The 20,544-nt window shown below is 48.8% G+C and carries 18 protein-coding genes; 8 read left to right on the forward strand and 10 right to left on the reverse strand.

Annotated features, from left to right (window positions below; genetic code table 11):
* Positions 1–60 precede the first annotated feature (60 nt).
* The 9 genes from LPA26_RS02425 to LPA26_RS02465 form a co-directional block, all read right to left on the reverse strand.
* Positions 61–1,314, reverse strand: coding sequence for a DUF3526 domain-containing protein (locus tag LPA26_RS02425; RefSeq protein WP_229007190.1), 1,254 nt, complete (start codon positions 1,312–1,314; stop codon positions 61–63).
* On the reverse strand, positions 1,311–2,717 hold the full coding sequence (locus LPA26_RS02430; RefSeq protein WP_229007191.1) for a DUF3526 domain-containing protein: 1,407 nt from the start codon (positions 2,715–2,717) through the stop codon (positions 1,311–1,313). Before LPA26_RS02430 ends, LPA26_RS02425 begins: the two co-directional genes overlap by 4 nt.
* On the reverse strand, positions 2,714–3,424 hold the full coding sequence (locus LPA26_RS02435) for an ATP-binding cassette domain-containing protein (RefSeq protein WP_229007192.1): 711 nt from the start codon (positions 3,422–3,424) through the stop codon (positions 2,714–2,716). Before LPA26_RS02435 ends, LPA26_RS02430 begins: the two co-directional genes overlap by 4 nt.
* A complete protein-coding gene (locus LPA26_RS02440) occupies positions 3,421–5,472 on the reverse strand; it encodes a TonB-dependent receptor (protein ID WP_229007193.1) in 2,052 nt (683 codons plus the stop codon). Before LPA26_RS02440 ends, LPA26_RS02435 begins: the two co-directional genes overlap by 4 nt.
* Before the next feature lie 180 nt (positions 5,473–5,652).
* Positions 5,653–6,327, reverse strand: a complete 675-nt coding sequence (locus tag LPA26_RS02445; RefSeq protein WP_229007194.1) for a DUF1826 domain-containing protein — start codon at positions 6,325–6,327, stop codon at positions 5,653–5,655.
* Between the two features lie 2 nt (positions 6,328–6,329).
* Entirely contained in the window at positions 6,330–7,565 is a 1,236-nt protein-coding gene (zigA, locus tag LPA26_RS02450) for a zinc metallochaperone GTPase ZigA (protein ID WP_055831118.1), read from the reverse strand.
* Between the two features lie 20 nt (positions 7,566–7,585).
* Positions 7,586–7,990 carry an RNA polymerase-binding protein DksA gene (gene dksA / locus LPA26_RS02455; protein WP_229008317.1) on the reverse strand — a complete coding sequence of 135 codons (405 nt, stop codon included), beginning with the start codon at positions 7,988–7,990 and terminating at the stop codon, positions 7,586–7,588.
* 136 nt (positions 7,991–8,126) lie between these two features.
* The gene (locus LPA26_RS02460) at positions 8,127–8,579 is read right to left on the reverse strand and encodes a Fur family transcriptional regulator (protein ID WP_229007195.1); all 453 of its coding nucleotides are present in this window, start codon (positions 8,577–8,579) and stop codon (positions 8,127–8,129) included.
* Between the two features lie 176 nt (positions 8,580–8,755).
* On the reverse strand, positions 8,756–10,342 hold the full coding sequence (locus LPA26_RS02465) for a YdiU family protein (RefSeq protein WP_229007196.1): 1,587 nt from the start codon (positions 10,340–10,342) through the stop codon (positions 8,756–8,758).
* 171 nt (positions 10,343–10,513) lie between these two features.
* Here LPA26_RS02465 and LPA26_RS02470 point away from each other — a divergent pair, with 171 nt between their 5' ends.
* The 6 genes from LPA26_RS02470 to LPA26_RS02495 all read left to right on the forward strand — a co-directional run bounded on the left by LPA26_RS02470 (position 10,514) and on the right by LPA26_RS02495 (position 17,935).
* On the forward strand, positions 10,514–12,427 hold the full coding sequence (locus tag LPA26_RS02470) for a ribonuclease catalytic domain-containing protein (RefSeq protein WP_229007197.1): 1,914 nt from the start codon (positions 10,514–10,516) through the stop codon (positions 12,425–12,427).
* The gene (locus tag LPA26_RS02475; RefSeq protein ID WP_229007198.1) at positions 12,427–13,221 is read left to right on the forward strand and encodes a polyamine aminopropyltransferase; all 795 of its coding nucleotides are present in this window, start codon (positions 12,427–12,429) and stop codon (positions 13,219–13,221) included. Before LPA26_RS02470 ends, LPA26_RS02475 begins: the two co-directional genes overlap by 1 nt.
* A 70-nt stretch (positions 13,222–13,291) precedes the next feature.
* A complete protein-coding gene (locus LPA26_RS02480; RefSeq protein ID WP_055871593.1) occupies positions 13,292–14,443 on the forward strand; it encodes a class I SAM-dependent RNA methyltransferase in 1,152 nt (383 codons plus the stop codon).
* 291 nt (positions 14,444–14,734) lie between these two features.
* Positions 14,735–16,978: a bifunctional diguanylate cyclase/phosphodiesterase gene (locus LPA26_RS02485; protein ID WP_229007199.1), complete on the forward strand. Its 2,244-nt coding sequence runs from the start codon at positions 14,735–14,737 to the stop codon at positions 16,976–16,978.
* Between the two features lie 36 nt (positions 16,979–17,014).
* The gene (locus LPA26_RS02490; protein WP_229007200.1) at positions 17,015–17,389 is read left to right on the forward strand and encodes a nucleotide pyrophosphohydrolase; all 375 of its coding nucleotides are present in this window, start codon (positions 17,015–17,017) and stop codon (positions 17,387–17,389) included.
* 45 nt (positions 17,390–17,434) lie between these two features.
* Positions 17,435–17,935, forward strand: coding sequence for an aminoacyl-tRNA deacylase (locus LPA26_RS02495; RefSeq protein ID WP_229007201.1), 501 nt, complete (start codon positions 17,435–17,437; stop codon positions 17,933–17,935).
* 54 nt (positions 17,936–17,989) lie between these two features.
* On the opposite strand, the gene LPA26_RS02500 is transcribed toward LPA26_RS02495, so the two are convergent.
* Positions 17,990–18,469 (reverse strand): hypothetical protein, encoded by a 480-nt coding sequence (locus LPA26_RS02500; protein WP_229007202.1) that lies wholly within the window; start codon positions 18,467–18,469, stop codon positions 17,990–17,992.
* A 199-nt stretch (positions 18,470–18,668) separates the two neighbouring features.
* Between LPA26_RS02500 and pabC the strand changes: the two genes are divergently transcribed.
* The gene (pabC, locus tag LPA26_RS02505; protein ID WP_229007203.1) at positions 18,669–19,508 is read left to right on the forward strand and encodes an aminodeoxychorismate lyase; all 840 of its coding nucleotides are present in this window, start codon (positions 18,669–18,671) and stop codon (positions 19,506–19,508) included.
* 20 nt (positions 19,509–19,528) lie between these two features.
* Positions 19,529–20,530: an endolytic transglycosylase MltG gene (gene mltG / locus LPA26_RS02510; RefSeq protein ID WP_229007204.1), complete on the forward strand. Its 1,002-nt coding sequence runs from the start codon at positions 19,529–19,531 to the stop codon at positions 20,528–20,530.
* The last annotated feature ends 14 nt before the right edge of the window (positions 20,531–20,544 follow it).

Raw genomic sequence — 20,544 nt, forward strand, 5'->3', positions numbered from 1 at the left:
AAGCCATCACGTAAAAAAGGCTCATGATTTTACGTAGTTTTAGCTTATGCATTACTCGAGCTAATCTTCAAACACTGGCAGATGCATGTAAGCGTCAGTCGTAAAAGGTTTCTCCTCAAACAGGTAAGGGTATAGATAGAGCCTTAACTGTGTATGGAAATTGGTAATGCGTTGCCGTTGTGCTAACAGGTCAGGCACATCGCTCTGTGCAATGTCTTCCAGGTTACGTTGTACCCATACTGTCGGCAAAAATCTGGCTAGCAAGCCAGTGGCTTGGTTACGTTGATTGAGTGCCTGTTCACGTGCGGAAACTTGTGATTCTAGTTTTACATCTGCCATATGTTGGAAAGCGTAATACCATTTCCAGTGAAAACGCTCTGTCACTGGCGGTGAGTCTTTCCACTGCGGATACAGGGCATAAAACGGCGCCAGCGTGTCTTCTTTGGGCAAGTCCCAGGCACCATGTACCCATTGCCTGTGCTGCAAGGCAATCTGGCTGCCGTCCTGTAACGGGTAATGGTGATGCAGCCACAGCTGGGAAAGATTGGGCAATACTACGCAGAGCATGACCCAGATACTAGCCAACAGCATGGCGTTGAAATTGGCGTTGAGCGCGCGTTTACGCAGGCTGATGGCCGCGCATAATACAGACCAGAAAAAAGTATATAAGGCAGTGATCGCTAGTATGCGTATCAACGGCGAAAATGAAAGTGTTTGCGTGGCAGCAAGTAACAATAGCGGTAACACGAATGTGAGCGTGACCAGCAGCCAGCGGGATAATACGCGGTTACCCCAAAACAACTTTGGCTCGGCCATCAAACTACGTAAAAACAGTAGTCTTTGAGCTTGCTGCTCACTGGCTTTTAAGTCGTGCATCAGGGCGATACATAGCAAAGGTGCAAAAAATACCAGAAGGAAAGCGTAATCAAACGTACCCAGCATCACATATTCAGGATGATGGGATTCACCATCGTAAAGCTGGCTTTGTAAGCCCAATAAACGTATGCGCTGTATATAGGGAACGACCGACCGGTTACCCAGTGCAATAAAACTCCACTCGCCAGGGCTATGGTACACATTATGGAACAGGTAGTAGCCCAGTTCGCCAGCGTCCAGCGTTCCATGATGGCTATGGTGTTCGAGAAAATCCTGCTTGTGCAAAATTTCTTCCTGTTTTGCCTGGTTGATCTGTGCGTTAATGTGGTTGATATTTTGCCAGCCGTTATACAGGCTAAAGCCGGTCAAAAACAGGCTTAGCAGCAGCAATATAATGATGCTGCGTTGCTTGAGCAATAAAGTCAGTTCATGTTTCATAAGCGGTGCGACACTTTAAAAAGCAAACATCCCGGGATGAATATCCAACCCAGCAACACGAGAAAGCCTGCCAGAATGCTGCTACGGCTGACGGCCATAGGTGACAAATGAACCGGAGGGCGGGGTGCTTTCTTCCAGAAATCTGCAGATACACGTGTGTTCTTATCGTCATGCTGAATGACTTTGAACGTGTGGATCTGGTTGAGGTATTGAATTAACTTGTAGCGGCGATCTTCTGCTTGACGGATAAATGCCTGGTGATGCGGCAGGTCATTGCCGGCGCTGGCCATCTGTATATATTGCAACGCCAATGCAGGTGTTAGCCACAACCAGTGCCGGATACTTTCATTCTGTTTAGCCAGTTGCGCATCGTGAAGCACTTGCTGTTCACGATAAACAGCAGTGGTTAAACGCTCACCTTCCTGCATCAATATGCCCTGATAGTTTACTGGCAGATCTTCTACACTGCTGACATGGTATTTTTCCAGTACGCTTTCTTTAAAAGCGGCAAAATGCGGATCGTTGGGATTATGGCTGTCACCTATGGCCTGCAGTTTGGTTTCCGCATGGTATTCAGCTTCTGTTCTTGGTTGGGTCGGGTATGAAATCTGGGCCAGATTCGCTAATCCTCGCGGGATAATAATGCAGATACATACCCAGCACAGCAGCAAGGTCAGCAACGCACCATGTAATTGCTTGCTGAACCACGACACGGCCACGACCAGTAGGCACCATCCGGCGATATAAAGCGCTTGCGAGAGCGCTAGGATAGACAACCTGAGCAAAGCCTGCTCACTCTGCCAGCTCCAGGCCAGGATCAACAGGGTTTGCAAACACAACAAGAAAAACAGTGGCAAAAACAACGCCAGCCATTTTCCGCTCGCGATTGCCCAGCCAGGCGTGCCGTTGCCGCGCATAAAAGCGAGAATGCCACTGATTTTATCGGCGGTGACCGTGGCATAGGCAATCATGATTAAAAACAGCGGCATCCACCATTGCACAATCATGGCCGGGGTAATCAATGGGAAGCGGCCAAGACTGGTGGCCTCGGTGGCCGGATTGAAATTTGCGCTATTTAACCGGTGCGCTTCAAGGTAGACCAGATGCCCGGATTGATCGAGTATGCCCGGCTCGATCACGCTGAGCGGGTGTACCGGCTTGGCGACAAAATCACCGTAATGTGAAACCCGGTGCGGGTGGCGGTCAGGTTGCGATTGCCAGTCATGCTGGCTACGTGCCGTGACTTCTGCGACGGTGTTTGCATGGTCTTGCCAGTGATGATGGGCGGCAAGTGCGGCAATCGCCCATAGAGCAACTAATACCAGCAATAACAAAGCAGGAACGCGTGCATGCCATAAGCGCCGCCATTCATTGATGGCGATTTTCCAGATCAATGAGTTCATACCTGTCCCTGATATAGTCTTTTGAGGCTATCCAGCGTGATTGCTGATTCGTTCAAAGCTACCGGTTGTAACTGGCCGTTGGTCAGCATCAGCAAACGATCAGAAAAGGCGATGGCAGACAGTACGTCATGCGTCACCACCAGCACGCCCATACCACGCTCTTTGCATTGCACAATGAGTTGGTTCAGCTCTTCGGTGGCCTGGGGGTCAAGCCCGGAATTGGGTTCATCCAGCAACAAAAGTTTTGCCTGTTTTGCCAGCGCGAATGCCAGCATCACCTTTTGTTTCATGCCTTTGGAGTATTCGCTACAAGGGCGATGCCAGGATTGCTCAGGCAAGCCAGCCATGGTCAGGCAGGTTGCAATATCCATGCTCTGGCTGATGGCACCCAGGCTTAAAAAGTAACGGATATTTTCAATCGCGGAGAGATGGCCGTATACCGCCGGTTGTTCGGGCACATATGCGAGATGCGACAAAGCCTGACTTTTTGCTTGTGCGATATCAATACCGGCGATCAGGATTGAACCTGTTTGCTCGGCCGCATCTTGTAACCCAAGAATGCTTTTCAGCAGGGTAGATTTACCTGCGCCATTGCTGCCTAACACTGAGACGACTTCACCAGCACGCAGGTCCAGGGCTAGCTGGTTTAAGATTTGACGCCCGGCAAAACGCAGGCTTAATTGCTGGATCGATAGTAATGCAGTCATTTGAAATCCACAGTTGCAGTGAGCATAAAGTTACGGCCGGCACCCGGGGCGAAATTCAGCTGGTTAGTTGCACCTGTGGATGAAAAGTCATACACATACTCATAATATTTATCGAAAATATTGTTGGCCAGCAAACTGACTCGCCCCCAGTTAGTTTTGTAATCCACATTGGCGTTAGTAAGCGTGTAGGCGCCATATTTGCCGCCCTGATTGCTTTCGTTGACGTAATAAGCGCCCTGGCGATCAATGTGAAGCCGCGCAATCCAGTCAGCGTTTGGAGTAAATTGCAGGCCTAAAGAAGCCGTGTGGTCCGGGATACTGCGTATCGTATTGCCCTGGAAGCTTGGATTAAGTGCATTTGGCTCATCAATTTTGGCATATACTTTAGAGAGATTACCCCAGAAGCTTAAGTAGTCATTTAACTTATAATCCACACTGGCATCTACGCCTTGCCTGCGCGTTGCACCCAGTAATCGGCGGGTACCATCGATATTGATAAACTCATTTTCAGCTTTTTGCTGCCAGTATGAGAGGCGAGTGTTCAGATCGTTATTCCAGGCGCTTTTCAGGCCTAGTTCCCAGCCATCGTTAATCGCGACATTCACAGGTACTGTACCGCCACGTGTATTCAAATCGGTTCCGGTGGGTGTCTGGAAGCTTCTGCCAGCATTGGCAAATATTGTCTGCTGTTCAGTCATCTGTGCAAACACGTTAAATTTGGGTTGCACGATGGTTTGATCATTTAGCAGGGTGGTGACTAAAGTGGTATTGTTGTTTACAAAATTATTTTTTGGGTCACTGGTGAGGCGATCCACTCTATAGGCAATATTCCAGCGTAACCAATCCAGTGGCGTATTCTCCAACTTTGCGTAAACACCCTGGGCGGTGAAATCGTAACGTGCATCTCGCCTGATAGTCGTTAAGCGCTGACGAAATTCACTGACTTCCTGATGCTCAATGTCGTAACCGGACTCAAACCCCCATTGTAGGTTGATCTTCCAGTTGAGTTTTGCGATAAAACCGGTAGATGTTTGCTCATCAAGCCGGTTTTCCACCCCAGGCGAACCGACAAATCGCACATTGCGCTCTCGGTCAAAATTCTGCCAGTAACCCTTGAGGCTAACATCCACATCATTATTAAAGAAATAGTCGTAATGCAGACTTAAATGCTTGAATTCTTTCTCGCCACTATCGTTCAGCGCATTCGGCGCTACGCCGGTTCTGTTGGAACGAGCCTGCGCTTTAGGCATATAGCCAGGCGCTTCCGGTGAGTTGTATTTGCCGTATTTGGCACTCAAGGCAAGGGTGGATTGGTCAAAATCCAATTGCCAGCGGCCGGATAAAGCTATTTTCTCACTCTCGGTATGGTCCCGGAAACCGTTGCCTTTACGGTAGCCCATCGCATAGTTTTGTGTGAAATCACCTTGCTTTTCGCCATAATAGCCTTGCATTTCGCGCGTTTGAAAACTGCCATAGCCAAATTGCATTTGCTTGCCGGTGTCCTTGCGTGTTTCGACCTTATAGTTACCGGCTGTGGCAAACAAACCAGTGGTGGCATCACTGGTCCCTTTAAATACCTGGATGTTCTGGATATTGGTCGGGAACAGGTAATCCAGCTCGCTCAATCCGGAAAATAAATTGGAAGGGATACCATCGACCAGCAATTTAGCATTCGGTGTTTCGCCGTCACCACTAAAGCCGCGGATAGAGATTTCGGTATTCACTATGCCCTGGCTGTAGCGTGAGAGAACCACACCTGGCGTTTTACTGAATAATTCCAGCGTATCGGTTACATGTTCATATTCAAGTTCATCGCGGGTGATGACATCAACAGAACCGGCGAGGCTTTTATCAGTGGCAGAGACCTGCTCTTTTTTACCGAGAACAATCACGCTATCCAGTTCAATGTTAACCGGTTCTTTGGCTTTGCTTTTTTGTCGGCTGCTGTCTTTAATTTTTTCTGGTACTTCTATTTCCTCCGCTGATACCGATACGGCAGGTAGTAATATCATTGCCAGCAGACTGACAATTGTTTTTTGATGCGGCATGTTTCTCTTCCCTGAGGATTTATTTTAGATTTATCCGGACAATCTCATCATTATAAGTCCGTCAATTTAGCTTTCTCACTAAAAAACCTGACTGTCATTCACAAAAAAACATGACGTAGACGTCGTGATACTTTTATGGGAATCCGTGTCACTTTTATGAGCATTTTTTAATTCGATTGATCACCAGATCGCATCTAATGCCAGCACCACACGTGTCGTAGTTTCTGCTATCTGGGGTGAGCGATGAATAGCGCCGCTATGTTGATTACCTTGCCACAAACTGCCTTTTAGCAATACCAATGCTTGCTCAGGCGCCTGACGTATGCCTCGAGGATGCAGGACTAGCGATTGGTTGAATATTTCATCGGTCGGGTGTGTGCTGGCAAATGCATTCCTATTGCAAAATGCTTCGTCCAGCCATTCAGTACCTCGGCCGAGATAAGTGCACAGCAGGCGGATGCCGGTGCGGTCAATATGAAACTTAGGGCACATGGCATGCTTCAGCACTTCCAGCCTGATGCCTACCGAAGGACAATCCATCAGGTCAGCATAAAGCTTAACCAGCAGGCAGATATCAGCGAGCAAATCTTGTTTGCCGATGCCTTCAGGTAGACGTAGTTGTCGGTCAAGCAGGGCAGGCATTGTTTCTTTTTGTCTTGTCGTCAGCCTGCTGCCAGCGCTGAGCTGGTTGCTGAATTGCTGCAAATAAGCAGATATTCTCGGGTTGTTAGGCCTTGTGACAATACCTACTTGTTGAGAGGGTTCAAAAATAGACAGACATTCCATCGCGTCAAAATCTATATTCATGCCGGGCAACGAAGTGGTCTGATGCGATATTTGCTTGGTGAGGCGCATGATTACACCATTTCCTCTGTCACTTGTTGCTCTATTTCATCATGCTCACCCATTGACCACCGCGGGAATGGGTCGGGGAGTCTACGCCAGGCATCCATACCCAAAGCAATCTCATGCTCGGTTAGCAGGCAGGCATCAAAACCGGCGATCAGGGCTTCTTTCTGCATATGCATGCCAATAATCACCAGTTCTTGCTGACGGTCGCCGTACGGTGCTTGCATGCGTGCGTGTATCTCCTGCAGGCTTTCCGCATCGTCCGGCCAATGCTCGCTTGGGGTCGCTGCCCACCAGATGCCCGCCAGTTCCGTACGCGTGACGGCGCCTGCCTGTGACCACATGACGCAAAACTCAGGGCGAGAGGCAATCCAGTAACGTCCTTTGGATCTGACCACGCCTGGCCATTCGGTATTCAGCCATTGCCATAACCGTTGCGGATGAAAAGGCTTGCGCGAACGGTAGACAAAGCTGGAAATGCCATATTCCTCCGTCTCAGGCACATGCTCGCCGCGTAATTCCTGCAACCAGCCCGGCGCATCGGCTGCCAGGTCAAAATCAAACAATCCGGTATTCATAACGCGGTTAAGCGGCACTTTGCCAAAACTGCTATGGAGGATGTGAGCACGAGGGTTTAAAGCTTTTAAAATACCTTCCAGTTGCGCTATTTCTTCCAGCGTCATCAGGTCAGTTTTATTCAGCAGTAGCACATCGCAAAACTCGATCTGGTCAACCAGTAAATCAACCACCGTACGCTGGTCTTCTTCACCCAGTGATTCGCCACGCTCGCTGAGCAATGTTTGAGAACTATAGTCTTTGAGGAAGTGATAACCATCCACCACGGTGACCATGGTATCCAGCTGTGCAACATCCGCCAGCGAAATGCCATCTTCATCGGCAAAGGTAAACGTCTCGGCAATCGGCAAAGGCTCTGAAATGCCGGTGGTTTCAATCAGCAGGTAATCAAAACGGTTCTCTTTCGCCAGGCGCGTGATTTCCACCAGCAAATCCTCACGCAAAGTACAGCAGATGCAGCCATTGCTCATCTCTACCAGCTTTTCTTCCTGGCGTGATAACTCAGCACCGCCATCACGCACCAGTTGCGCGTCTATGTTCACATCCGACATATCGTTAACAATGACTGCCACCCGCTTGCCTTCGCGGTTATTGAGGATATGGTTGAGCAGGGTGGTTTTGCCAGCACCGAGAAAGCCGGAGAGCACTGTCACAGGGAGTTTTTTCATGGCGTTTTCCTTCATTGTTTCTAGTGATTGAATTGCCGTTCGCGGCGCTCATGTCGTTCTTGCGCTTCCAGACATAGTTTTGTGGTGGGCCGTGCAATCAGGCGTGCCAGGCCAATGGACTCGCCGGTTTCTTCGCAATAACCATACTGGCCGGTGGTTATCCGCAACAAGGCAGACTGTATCGTTTTGATATGTTTGCGTTCCCGTTCCCGCGCGCGTAGTTCCAGGCCGTGTGTTTCTTCCTGGGTGGCCCTGTCGGCCGGGCCCGGTGTTTCCTGCTGCTCGTGCAAATGCACGCTGGTGAGTTGCATATTGGCTTGCAAGGTTTCTAGTTCCGTGAGCAACAGTGTTTTAAAGAATGCGAGTTGTCCGGCATTCATATAGGCAGTTTCAGGCATGGAAAGTAATTCAGCAGGAGTCAACATCATTACGCAACTTGGTTGCAATGCAATTTTGTTGCATTTTAAGTTGATATAGAATTAATTGCAACTATGTTGCAATTTAAGTATTAACTCTAACGTGTTTAGTATCTAGAGGTTTAAATGTGGAAGCGTGAAACAGTCAGGATTGCTGGCAATCTAGGCAAAGCCCTTTCAGGCTGATTTCGATATTCGATACACGGTAAGTATCAAATAATGATTGCGGAATGTGCGCCGCCAGCTCGTGTATGCACAATACAGTCCCGCATTGCTGGCAGTGCAAATGTGCGTGACCGTGGTTATTTAGTAGGCCTAGATGGGCTGTGTCTGCACTGCGGTAGTTGCGTTTAGGCGCGTTCAGCTGGAATTTCCAGGCGCGGTCATCGCTGGAAATTTTATGAATCAAGCTATTTTCCAGCAACCAATCAAGCACTCTGTATACCGTCACGCGGTCTATCTCCACGCCTTGCAAAGCCGCCAGAATATCCGGGTGACTAAGTGCGTTGGTGGATGTTAACAGGGTATTCAATACAGCAACCCTGGCTTTGGTCGGGCGCAAGCCAGCATCGGTGATTATTTGTTCAGCAGTCAGCATAGTTTATTTTGCTTAGGAAACACGCAATAAGTGATTGAGCAAGATGAAGTGCAAGGCGCACGGAACGCAGAAACCGAGACAGTACTTTAGTACGGCGAGGTTGCGAAGCTGTATTCATAAAGTCTCGTGCAACGAGGCAATTCGCTTGCGCAGACACTTATTCCGCGTTTCCTTAATTATGAGCTACAGGATAACATCGAGCAACCTGCTTTTTGCCTGGCCCAGTCCGGGCGTTTTTGTGCGAATGCTGACATTCCAGGCTGCTCGGTGTATGGGTTACGCAATACTTCAAGCAAGGTCAGCAGCCGTGAATTATCGCCCTGGGTGGCGAGGTCAATCGCCTCCTGAGCAAGGTAGTTACGCAACACATAAATCGGGTTATTTTCTGACATGCGTTGCAGCCGTTTTTCTGGCGAAAGTGTTGATTGCTGCAAACGTTGGCTATAGCGATGTAACCAGCTTTGAATATCTTCCCCAAATTGTTTCAAGCCTTGTTCCGTGTAGAAAGCTTCCCCAAGCACGGAGAGTTGCGGCTGGCTGATGTCCAGCTGCTTGAGCTGGGTAAAAAACAAAGTCTGGTCAACTTCTGCGCGCTGCATCAGCTCAAAGATGTCGTTGATCAACTCGCCATCGCCGTTTTGCCAGGCATCCAGGCCAAATTTGCCAGCCAGTGATGACGTCAGTGCATCAAAATACACCGTGTCAAAATGATTGAGTCCATTTGATAGACCATTGTTTTCAGGCAGTACAGTTGCCAGCGCTTCCGCTAACCGCTCAAGATTCCAGCGCGCGATATCTGGTTGGCGACCAAAACAGTAACGACGACCTTGTGCGTCAGTAGTATTTGGTGTCCAGCCCGGGTCAAAATTATCTACCCAGCCATAGGGGCCATAATCAATGGTCAGGCCGAGAATAGACATGTTGTCGGTATTCATGACGCCATGCACAAAGCCCACCCGCATCCAGTGCGCGACCATGATCGCTGTGCGAGCGCATATTTCGCTGAACCACGCTTCAATCATGCCTGGGCCTGGATTATCCACATCCAGTAGTAAACCTGTGCTGGGCCACCAATCGGCATAATCCCTGTCTATCGTAAACCCGATAAAATGCTTGAGTAACGGCAACTCATTACGGCTGGCAAGTATTTCAAAGTGGCCGAAACGGATAAATGAAGGCGCTACCCGGCAAACAATCGCGCCAGGTTCAAATTCAGGGTTTCCGTCATAAAACATATCGCGCACCACTGAATCGCCAGTCGTGACCAGGCTCAAGGCACGGGTGGTGGGGATGCCGAGGTGATGCATGGCTTCGGAGCATAAAAATTCACGCAGGCTGGAGCGCAATACAGCGCGGCCATCAGCGCGGCGAGAGTAAGGCGTTTCGCCTGCACCTTTGAGTTGCAGCTCAAAACGATTTTGCTGATGAACTAACTCACCCAGATAGATAGCACGTCCATCTCCCAGTTGCCCGGCCCAGTTGCCAAACTGATGGCCACCGTATCGCGTCGCATAGGTAAACATGCCTTGCAAGGCACCGTTGCCGCCTAGCGTTTGTACCATCTCCGGATCATGCATATCAGCTTCGCTCAGGCCCAGCATGGCAGCTACCTCCGGACTGTAAGCAAGTAATTTGGGTTGCTTGACCGGCGTCGGTTGCACGGCTGACCACAGGCAATCGCTTACCTGGCGGGTGTAGTTATCGGTAATGCGGTCACCGGGTAGTTCACGAATAAAACGGTTATCAAATATCAGCGGTTTCATATTCTCTATTGTAGAGGGTATCCCTTTATGACGACTATGTTAATTAACACCTGGCTTAATTTAGTCACCGCAACCGGCTAAAGTTCAATCTCTGCCAAAAAGTACATGCTTCTCGGGTAAAATAGCGTTTTGAATTCAATCGTGTGTCATCCACACCTCAAATCTCCCGCAATGAATGTTTTTTACGAAGAAGACGGTGGCTTCAAAGTCGCTTCCATCATGACTGAAGCTGACAGCAGCATGCAAGTCGAGGCCAGCACTGGCAAACGCAGCAAGATCAAAACCGCCAATGTGTTAATGCGCTTTGAGGGCAGCCTTTCCGGTTTTCTTGAGGCCGCACAAACTGAAGCAGAAACCCTGGATACTGATTTCTTGTGGGAATGCAGCGGTGAATCAGAATTCGGTTTTGAGTCACTGGCGGAAGAATACTATGGCGGCAAACCCAGCCGCCAGCAAGCAGCGGCGATTGCGATCAAACTGCACAGTGCACCCATGTATTTTTATCGCAAGGGTAAAGGGCAGTATAAAGCCGCGCCGCAAGAAACCTTGAAAGCTGCCATGGCTGGCGTCGAGAAAAAACGCCAGCAAGCCGAGCTGATGGCGACTATGACCGCGCAGCTGACCGCCAAACAATTGCCAGAAAGCTTCTCTGCCAAGCTCGACCAATTGCTGTATGCGCCGGATAAAAACGCCATGGAATGGAAAGCGCTGGAGCAAGCGGCCACCGAGCTCAAAAAGTTACCGGTGCAGGTGCTGTACGATGCTGGTGCGATCCCGTCTATCCACGATTATCACCTCGGCGCTTTTTTGCGTGAGTATTTTGCCAATGGCACTGCGTTCCCTGAGTTCTCATTGGGTGCTTTGCCTGAGGATCTGCCAATATCAGCAGTGCAGGCATTCAGCATCGATGACAGCACGACTACCGAGATTGATGATGCTTTATCCGTCACAACCTTGCCAAACGGCAATACGCAAGTAGGTATTCATATTGCCGCGCCAGCATTGGGGGTGACGCCGCGTGAGTCATTAGATCACGAAGTCATGAAACGTTTGTCTACCGTGTATATGCCTGGTCATAAAATCACCATGCTGCCCGAAACCGCCATCCGCCCATTCAGCCTCGATGCCGGCGAAACCAAGCCTGCCTTGTCGCTGTATCTCGAAGTGGCCGCTGATTTCAGCGTTGTCCAACAGCATAGCCGCCTGGAACGCGTGCAGATCGCGCACAACTTGCGCCATGACACTTTAGAGCCTTATTTTAACGAGAATACGCTGGAGACCGATAGCGGCCACTCGTTGTGGCAGCCGCTGGTGTTCCTGTTCCACTTTGCTGAAAGCCTGGAAAAAGCGCGTGGCAAATACGACCCGACCAGGCCGCAACCGGTAGATTACAATTTCTACGTTACCGATGGGATCGTCAGCATCATCAACCGCCAGCGCGGTTCGCCTATGGATAAACTGGTGGCTGAATTAATGATTGCCGCGAATAGCCAGTGGGGTTTATTGCTGGCTGAGCATAATGTGCCGGGGATTTACCGTGCACAGAATGGCGGCAAAGTGTATATGACAACCAAGGCCGAGGGTCACCAGGGGTTAGGTGTGGCGCAATATGCCTGGTGTACTTCTCCGCTGCGACGTGCGGTTGATTTAATCAATCAACGCCAGATTATCAGCGTATTGACGATGCAGGAACCAGTCTACGCCGTCAATGGCGATGAAATCGTCGGCCATATGCGCAATTTTGACCAGACTTACAATGCCTATAACGAATTCCAGACCCGTATGGAGCGCTACTGGTGCCTGCAATACCTGGTACAGGAAAACATCCAGGAAGTGGAAGCCACCGTCTGGCGCGAGAACCTGGTCCGCCTCAGCGGCTTGCCTTACATGACCAAAGTCTATGGCATGCCGGTGATAAAGCCTGGCAGCAAAGTGCAATTGTCAGTGCAAAAAATAGATACTTTGCTGATGGAACTTGAGTGCAAGTTCTTGCGCGTGATTGAAGAAACGGTCGCTGACAACACTGAAATAGCCTCAGTCGCCGAAACAGGGGACACGCCTGCAGATGCGGCGGAAAACGCATAATGTTTAAATTTAACCGTAAAATTCATAAAGCGATTTCTGATCTCGAAATGGTCGAAGTCACTGAAGTCGATGGCGTGCGCTCTATGCACCTGGGTTCGCCGACGATTCAAAGCAGCATGAAAGTGAAAGACCCGTTTGCGCTGGTACTGGCGTATTCATGGGGTATGCTGAGCAGCCTGTTGTTCAAGCCGGATGTCCGCAATGCCGTACTTGTAGGTCTGGGCGGCGGATCGATTGCCAAATATGTCTGGCAAGCCTGCCCACAGATTAAACAAACTGTGATTGAGTTGAACCCGCAAGTTATCCAGGTCGCGCGCAGCCATTTCTTTGTGCCGGAGAATGATGAGCGGCTGAACATTATTGAAGGTGACGGTACTGCCTATATCCAGCAGCATCTTGGGAGTTGTGACTGGCTGATGATGGATGCGTTTGGCAGCAACGGCCTGCCGCCTGACTTTTGCACGCAGGCATTTTTTGACGATTGCGCCGAGGCATTGACGCCGGATGGCCTGTTTGCCATTAACTTATGGGGTTCAGACAAAAAGTTTGATATCTACATGCAGCGCATCGAGCAAACATTTGACCAGCGCGTGTTGATGATGCCTACCGGCAAACCGGGCAATATCATTGTGTTTGGCTTTAAGCCTGAACTGGCCATGCCGGATTTAATCACACTGCGGAAACGTGCGCAGGAAGCCATGCAAACGCATGCAATCCAGTTCCTGGATTTAATTGACCGTTTACAGGGCGCAAACCCAAATGACGGCAAAGTATTCACATTGAGCAGAGATTAGTTAAAGCCTGCAACAGCGGCTCACTGTTCAACCATTAAGTTGATATTCAACTAGAAAATCAGAGATAAAAATGCGTAACCATTATTTTGCAACCTGTCCGCGCGGTTTAGAGACCTTACTTGTTGAGGAATTGAAGCTTAGCGGCGCCAATGACATCAAACCTACCGATGGCGGTGCCAGCTTTAGCGGTGACCTGGGCGTGTGTTATCAGATCAACCTGCATTCACGCGTGGCCACCCGTGTGCTCATGCAAGTCGGCAACGGACAGTACGCAACGGAAGAAGATATTTACCAGGGTGCACTTAAAGTGAATTGGCCGAACTGGTTCAATGTGAAATACAGCATGATGGTGAAAGTCACCGCGGTGCGCAGCCCGCTGAAAAGCCTGGAATTCATTACATTACGCGTCAAGGATGCCATTTGCGATAAATTCCGCCAGGCCGTGGGTAGCCGACCCAATATTGACACACGGGAGCCGGATATCCGTGTACATGTCTATTTAACCAGTGACCGTTTTCTCCTGTATGTAGATACATCAGGCAACCCGTTGTACCAGCGCGGCAACCGTAAAAATACCATTGAAGCGCCGCTGCGTGAAAACCTTGCGGCCGGTATTTTAAAACTTTCCGGCTGGCAACCAGGCCAGGCACTGCTGGACCCGATGTGTGGCAGTGGCACTTTCCTGCAGGAAGCGGTAATGATGGCGCTGAATATTGCGCCAGGCCTGAACCGCAATTTCGGTTTTGAAAAACTCAAAAACTTTGAATCAGATACTTTCAAGAAAATCCGCAATGCAGCCGCCAAAGCCGTGAAACCTGTCAGCTTCCAGAAGATTTATGGTTCAGATATGGATCTTAGAGCCGTGCGTGTCACCAAACAAAACCTGGAAATGGCCGGCTGGAGCGAAGCGGTACAACTGAGCCATATCGAATTTACCAAACTCACTCCTCCAGCCGACAGCGGCGTGCTGGTGGCGAATCCACCATATGGTGTGCGCATCGGTGAAGATGAAACACTGGCCGAGTTATATCCACAAATGGCTGCCACACTTAAACAGCAATTCAGTGGCTGGAATACCTACTTCCTGACCAACGATTTACGGATGCCCAAACTGATGCGCTTAAGCCCAAGCAAAAAAACACCATTGTTCAATGGCCCGCTTGAATGCCGTTTATTTGAAATCAAGATGGTGGCAGGTAGCAACCGTAAGCAGGTCTCTTAGTATTCTATATCCGCCAATATGTTAGCCATGCATCTGATGGCGCATTCAAGCATGCGGTGCAATGTTGAATGTAGTCAGGAGCGTCAGCAAGCTCCCGGAAATTGCAATGCAACGTTGAAGCGGATGCCTTGTTGAAATGTTAATGATTGTTTTATTTTAGTCACATATCTATATTTTAGTATAAATTATAGTCGTAAATATTATCGCTATATCATTTCCTGCGTTTACTGTGGGAACCCAGCTTTAACCATTACATTTCACCAATACTAAGAATCAACGAAGAGGCTTTGTATGGATGCTTTATTGAGTTGGTTGGTCCCTGGCGACTTTATGCCGCATGGTCATTGCTATTTATGGACGCCCGTCCTGCTGTGGATGTATGTTGTCTCCGACACTGTCATAGCAATTTCCTACTACACGATCCCGATTGCATTGCTCTACCTGGTTAAAAAACGCGCTGATCTCGAGTTTAATTGGGTATTCGTCATGTTTTCAGTGTTCATCTTTGCCTGTGGAACGACGCATTTGATTGCGATTGCAACCATTTGGGAGCCTGCCTATTGGCTAGATGCCGCCATGAAAAGCGTGACGGCTGTGGCTTCAGGGATTACCGCAATCATGCTGTGGCGTTTGATGCCGGTTGCCTTGACGATTACCAGCACAAAACAGCTGAAAACAACCATCGCCAGGCTGGAATCTGAAGTACAGAAACGATTGCTGGCAGAACAGGCGCTGGCAAAATTAAATTTGAATCTTGAACATCTGGTCAAAGAACGCACTGAAGATTTGAGCAATATCAATGTGAGTTTGCGTCAGGAGATAGAACAAAGAAAACACACGGAGCTGGAGCTGTTTAACCAGAGGCAACTGGCGATTGTCACGCTGGAATCTATCGGGGATGCGGTGATTACCACCAATATGCAGTCCGAGGTGACTTATCTTAATCCGGTGGCCGAAAAAATGACGGGCTGGAGCAAAGCCCAGGCGATGGGGCGTCCTATTCTGGAAATATTCAGGATTTTGAATGAAAGCACCCGCAAGCTGGCAGCCAACCCGGTGGATGTGGTGTTGGCGCACAACAAAGTTTGCGGGCTGGCAAATCATACCTTGTTGATTGCCAAATCAGGCGCTGAATATGCCATTGAGGATTCAGCAGCGCCGATTCGTGATCAGAATGGCGCCATTTTAGGCGTGGTGCTGGTGTTTCATGACGTGAGTGATGCACGCCAGATGGCACAAAAAATGACTTATCTTGCCGAGCATGATTACCTGACCGATTTGCCGAATCGATTGTTGCTGACAGACCGTATCACGCAAGCGATCAGTGCGGCGAAAAGAAGGGATTCCAAGCTTGCGATTCTGTTTTTTGACATAGATCATTTTAAACGGGTGAATGATACCCTGGGTCATGAAGTTGGTGATCAATTGCTCAAAGTCATGAGCAAAAAGCTTCAAATGTGCATTCGAGCCTCTGACACACTCAGTCGCCAGGGCGGAGACGAGTTTGTCGTGTTATTGCCCGAATTAAATGATGACACGGTGCCTGCCGAAATCGCACAAAAAATACTCTCTGCCATTAAAGACCCGATCAACATCGCTAATCACGAGTTATATATTACCGCCAGTATTGGTATTGCCGTTTATCCTGATGATGGTGATAGTGTGGATGTGTTAACGAGACATGCAGATGCTGCGATGTATCATGCTAAAAATTCAGGTAGAAATAATTATCAATTTTTTACCAGAGAAATGAGTGCGCGTGTTGCGGCCCAGCTCACGATGGAAAACAGCCTGCAAAAAGCCATTTCAAACAATGAGTTACTGTTGTTTTATCAGCCTAAAATCAGTATCAAAACTGGCAAGATTATTGGCGCTGAAGCGCTTATCCGTTGGTCGCACCCGGAATGGGGGCTGATGATGCCAGATCGCTTTATCAAGATTGCTGAAGAGTCTGGCTTGATCAAGGGCATTGGTCACTGGGTATTACGGGAAGCTTGTACGCAAAATAAAAAATGGCAAGATGCCGGCTTGCCCGAGATTCCGATTGCGATTAATGTTTCTGTGGTGGAATTACATCACGCTCACTTCACGCAGGAAGTCATGAAAGTGTTATTACAAACCGGTCTGCAACCCTATAATCTTGAACTCGAAGTGACTGAAAGCGTTGCGTTTCAGAGTGAGGCGACTGTGATTCATGATTTGAATAAATTAAAAGAGATGGGGGTTAGGCTATCGGTAGATGATTTTGGAACTGGATACTCCAGCCTCTCGTATCTCAAGCTGCTGCCTGTGAATACCATTAAAATTGATAAAAGCTTTATTCGTGATATACAAATTGATATCAACGATGCGGCAATTGTCACTGCCATCATCAAAATGTCCCAAAGTCTGGGGTTAACTGTCATTGCCGAGGGCGTTGAAACTCAGGCACAACTAGAGTTCTTGAAATCGCATGATTGTGATGAGATGCAAGGTTACCTGTTTAGTCGGCCTTTGCCTGCAGATGAATTTGAAGCCTTGCTTGCACAGCAATAAACCTTGCCATCCTTTTATTTTTGAATAATTTTATTTATGACCGAACCCGAAAACCAGACTACTGATTCTTTGCTGACTTTACGTCGACGTATCAATGCATTTGTGGAGGCCCGTGACTGGGCACAGTTTCATTCCCCAAAAAACCTGGCGATGGCGATGATCGTGGAAGTGGCTGAAGTGGTAGAGCATTTCCAGTGGATGACCGAGCAGGAAAGCCGCCAGCTAGATGCTGACACCAAAGAAAAAGTAGGGCATGAGCTGGCGGATACCTTTGTTTATCTGATGCGCATCGCCGAAGTCTGCGGAATTGATTTGATTGCTGCGACCAATGCCAAAATCGATCTGAATGCCCAGAAATATCCGGTAGAAAAATGTAAAGGTAGTAACGATAAATATATTAAATATCAATAACTTGAGTTTAATACTTAAACTATTTTATATTTAAGGATGCTGTCAATGTCCAACAATTTTCAATCTGCTGTGACCAACCTGCTGCAACAGCAAGGCATTCAATTTCAGGTCATTCAAATTCCTCTGAGTGAAGATAAAAAGCCTATCCGCAGCCTTGAAGAATTGCTTTCTGGCCAGGGATTGCAACCGCAATCAGTGGTGCGCAGCATAGTGTTTAAAGGCGAAAACAGCGGGTTCAGTTTACTGGCGGTAGCCGGAAGTGGCCGTGCAGACTGGGCTTTATTACGCAAACACCTGAATGAGCGTAAATGCCGTATGGCAGAGTATGACGAAGTGCCGGAAGTGACTGGCTATGTAGTTGGCGCAGTACCACCGATAGCTTTGCCGGACGATTTGCGCGTGCTGGTGGACAGCAGTGTTGCAGAATATGAAACTGTAGTGATAGGCAGCGGGGTGCTGGGTTATGCGCTGGCACTGCGCTCAGCAGATTTGCTGAGCTTGCTGAATGATAAAGAAAGTGGCAGTTTTGTGAAGCTTGAAGCTTAAGATTCTTCTCGAACCTTACAATGTAAAGAAACAGAATAAGCTAGCTAAGCTGACTTAACCACCCAGCATGGTCTTAATCGAACTATTCTTGGCCTTTTCAACCATTATCGCGGCTTTATCCGGCTGTTGGCTAATGGACTCGGTCCAATCGCTTTCCCCTTCAGTATCACCTTCACTGCCAAACATGCCCATTAAGCCGGTACTGTCTTCGGCATTTTCTTCTTCACTGCCAAACAGCAGCATGGTATTGCTGAGCTGAATCTGCCGCATTTGCTGTAACAGGCCTTGTGCGGTATAGATTTCTGTTGTGTTGCCCGATTGTCCTAATGTCACCTGCGCACTGGCGCCAGCTGGGTTGTCTGTTGCGGTATCGGCAGCAGTCGTGGCATCTTTCTGAGCGCTAGCCGCGGTTTTGGCTGTGCTCGCTGTTTCGCTAGTCTGTGTGGATGCAGCGGACTTCGTTGCGCTATTGTCAGCGCTATATGCTTTGTTGATCAATGCGGCCAGGTTAGTCTGGATGCTGGACAATGACATGCTGATGCCTCCCATAATATTGCAGATACAATACGCCACATCTTGTTAACGGCATCCAACCATTAAACTTTAGAAAATTGTTCAATTCTTTGTAACGCTACTCCTTCATGGTTGATTTATGCCGTTAGGTGCGTGGTTTTTTCCGGTTTTATGGTAAGGTTTCAGCCTTGTTCAGACACATCAATTTTCCCTTCTCAAGATGACAACTGTCCGCTATTGCATCAATGGCAAACTGGTCAATGGCATCGCGCCAACCAACCGTGGCTTTGCTTATGGCGATGGTGTTTTTCGCACCATGCGTTTGTTGAATGGTGAGCTGCAAGACTGGCCTTTGCATTACCAGACCCTGGTGGCAGATTGCAGCAAAATCCAGATTGTGTGTCCTTCTGCCGAATTACTGATGCAGGAATTCAAATACTTGATGGCGTCTGCCAGTGAAGAAGATACGCAGTTCAGTATCCTCAAGATTATGATTACGCGTGGCGAGGGCGCGCGTGGCTATGCGCCACCGGCAGTGAGTGAACCCACACGGGTGCTGATACAAAGCCCGTTACCGAATTATCCGCCGGAGATTTATGCGAATGGTGTGGCGTTATATACCTGCCAGACGCGGCTGGCGCATCAGCCTTTACTGGCCGGTATCAAGCATTTAAACCGCCTGGAAAACGTCCTCGCGCGTGGCGAGCTGAAAGACCCGCGATTTTTTGACGGTTTATTGCGCGATTATGATGACCATGTCATTGAAGCGGTGAGCGGCAACCTGTTTATCCGCAAGGATGGCGTGGTAATGACGCCGGTGCTGGAGAGTTGCGGTGTGGCCGGCGTGATGCGGCAGAAAATACTGGATTGGTATAAAACGCAACGCCAGACCGTGCTGGTAAGCACATTAACCATAGACGATTTGCTCAATGCAGAAGCGATTGTCATCGTGAATAGTATTTATGGTGTGTTGCAGGTGTCGCATATTGATGATCAGCCGGTTGCGACCAATCACTGGGCGAAAGAGCTCCGGTCACAGCTGCATTATGTAACGCATTAAAAGTTTTTATCAGGCACTACATGTTTAAGAAAAGCTTCAAATACGGGTTAGCGGTTCTGGGGTCATGCGGACTGGCGCTGACGCTCTGGCTAGTCATTTATATGATACGACCATTGCCTATGGTGTCTGAAACCATAGGCTTGCAAATTCCCGCCGGCGCCAGTGTGCGCGGCATTGCAGACCAACTGGTATCGGCAGGGGTGTTGAAAGAACCTTATAGTTTCCTGGCGGTGGTCAAACTGACAGGGAGCGGCAGCCGACTTCAAGCGGGTGATTACGCTTTAAATGCACCATTGCAAGTGCTGGGCCTGATTGATGTACTCAAGCATGGCACATTTGATCAGCTTAAACTTCAGTTGACTGAAGGCAAAACCTTTAGCGACTTCAGGCAGAAGCTGGCGCAAATGCCTGGCATACGGCATGAGACACAACATTTATCTGATAGTGAGTTAATGGAACTGGTTAGCGGTGAAGCCAAGCCTCCTGAAGGCTGGTTTTTTCCGGACACCTATTTTATTGACAAGCAAAGCAGCGATACGGAAATGTATAAACGGGCTTACCAGAAAATGACGCAGTATTTATCTGCCGCTTGGGAGACACGTCAATCCGGTTTGCCTTATAAAACGCCATACGAAGCACTGATCATGGCCTCCATCGTTGAGAAAGAAACTGGCGTTGAAGTGGAGCGTCCGCAAATCGCCGGTGTGTTTGTCAATCGTTTGCGGCTGGGCATGCGTTTGCAGACTGACCCGACCGTGATTTATGGCATGGGCAGCCGTTATCGTGGCAATATCACGCGACGGGATTTACTGACGGATACCGCTTTCAATACTTATACGCGCAGTGGCTTACCGCCAACGCCAATTGCTTTGCCAGGCCTGGCCTCTATTCAAGCGGCATTACATCCCGCCAATACCAAGGCGTTGTATTTCGTGGCAAACGGGCAGGGCAGGCATGTGTTTACCAGTACGCTGCAAGACCATAACAAGGCCGTGCGCGCCTATCAATTAAAGAAACACTAATGACAATCAGCATG

Origin of the sequence: Methylophilus sp. Leaf408 (assembly GCF_916856905.1) — a bacterium.
GTDB lineage: Bacteria > Pseudomonadota > Gammaproteobacteria > Burkholderiales > Methylophilaceae > Methylophilus.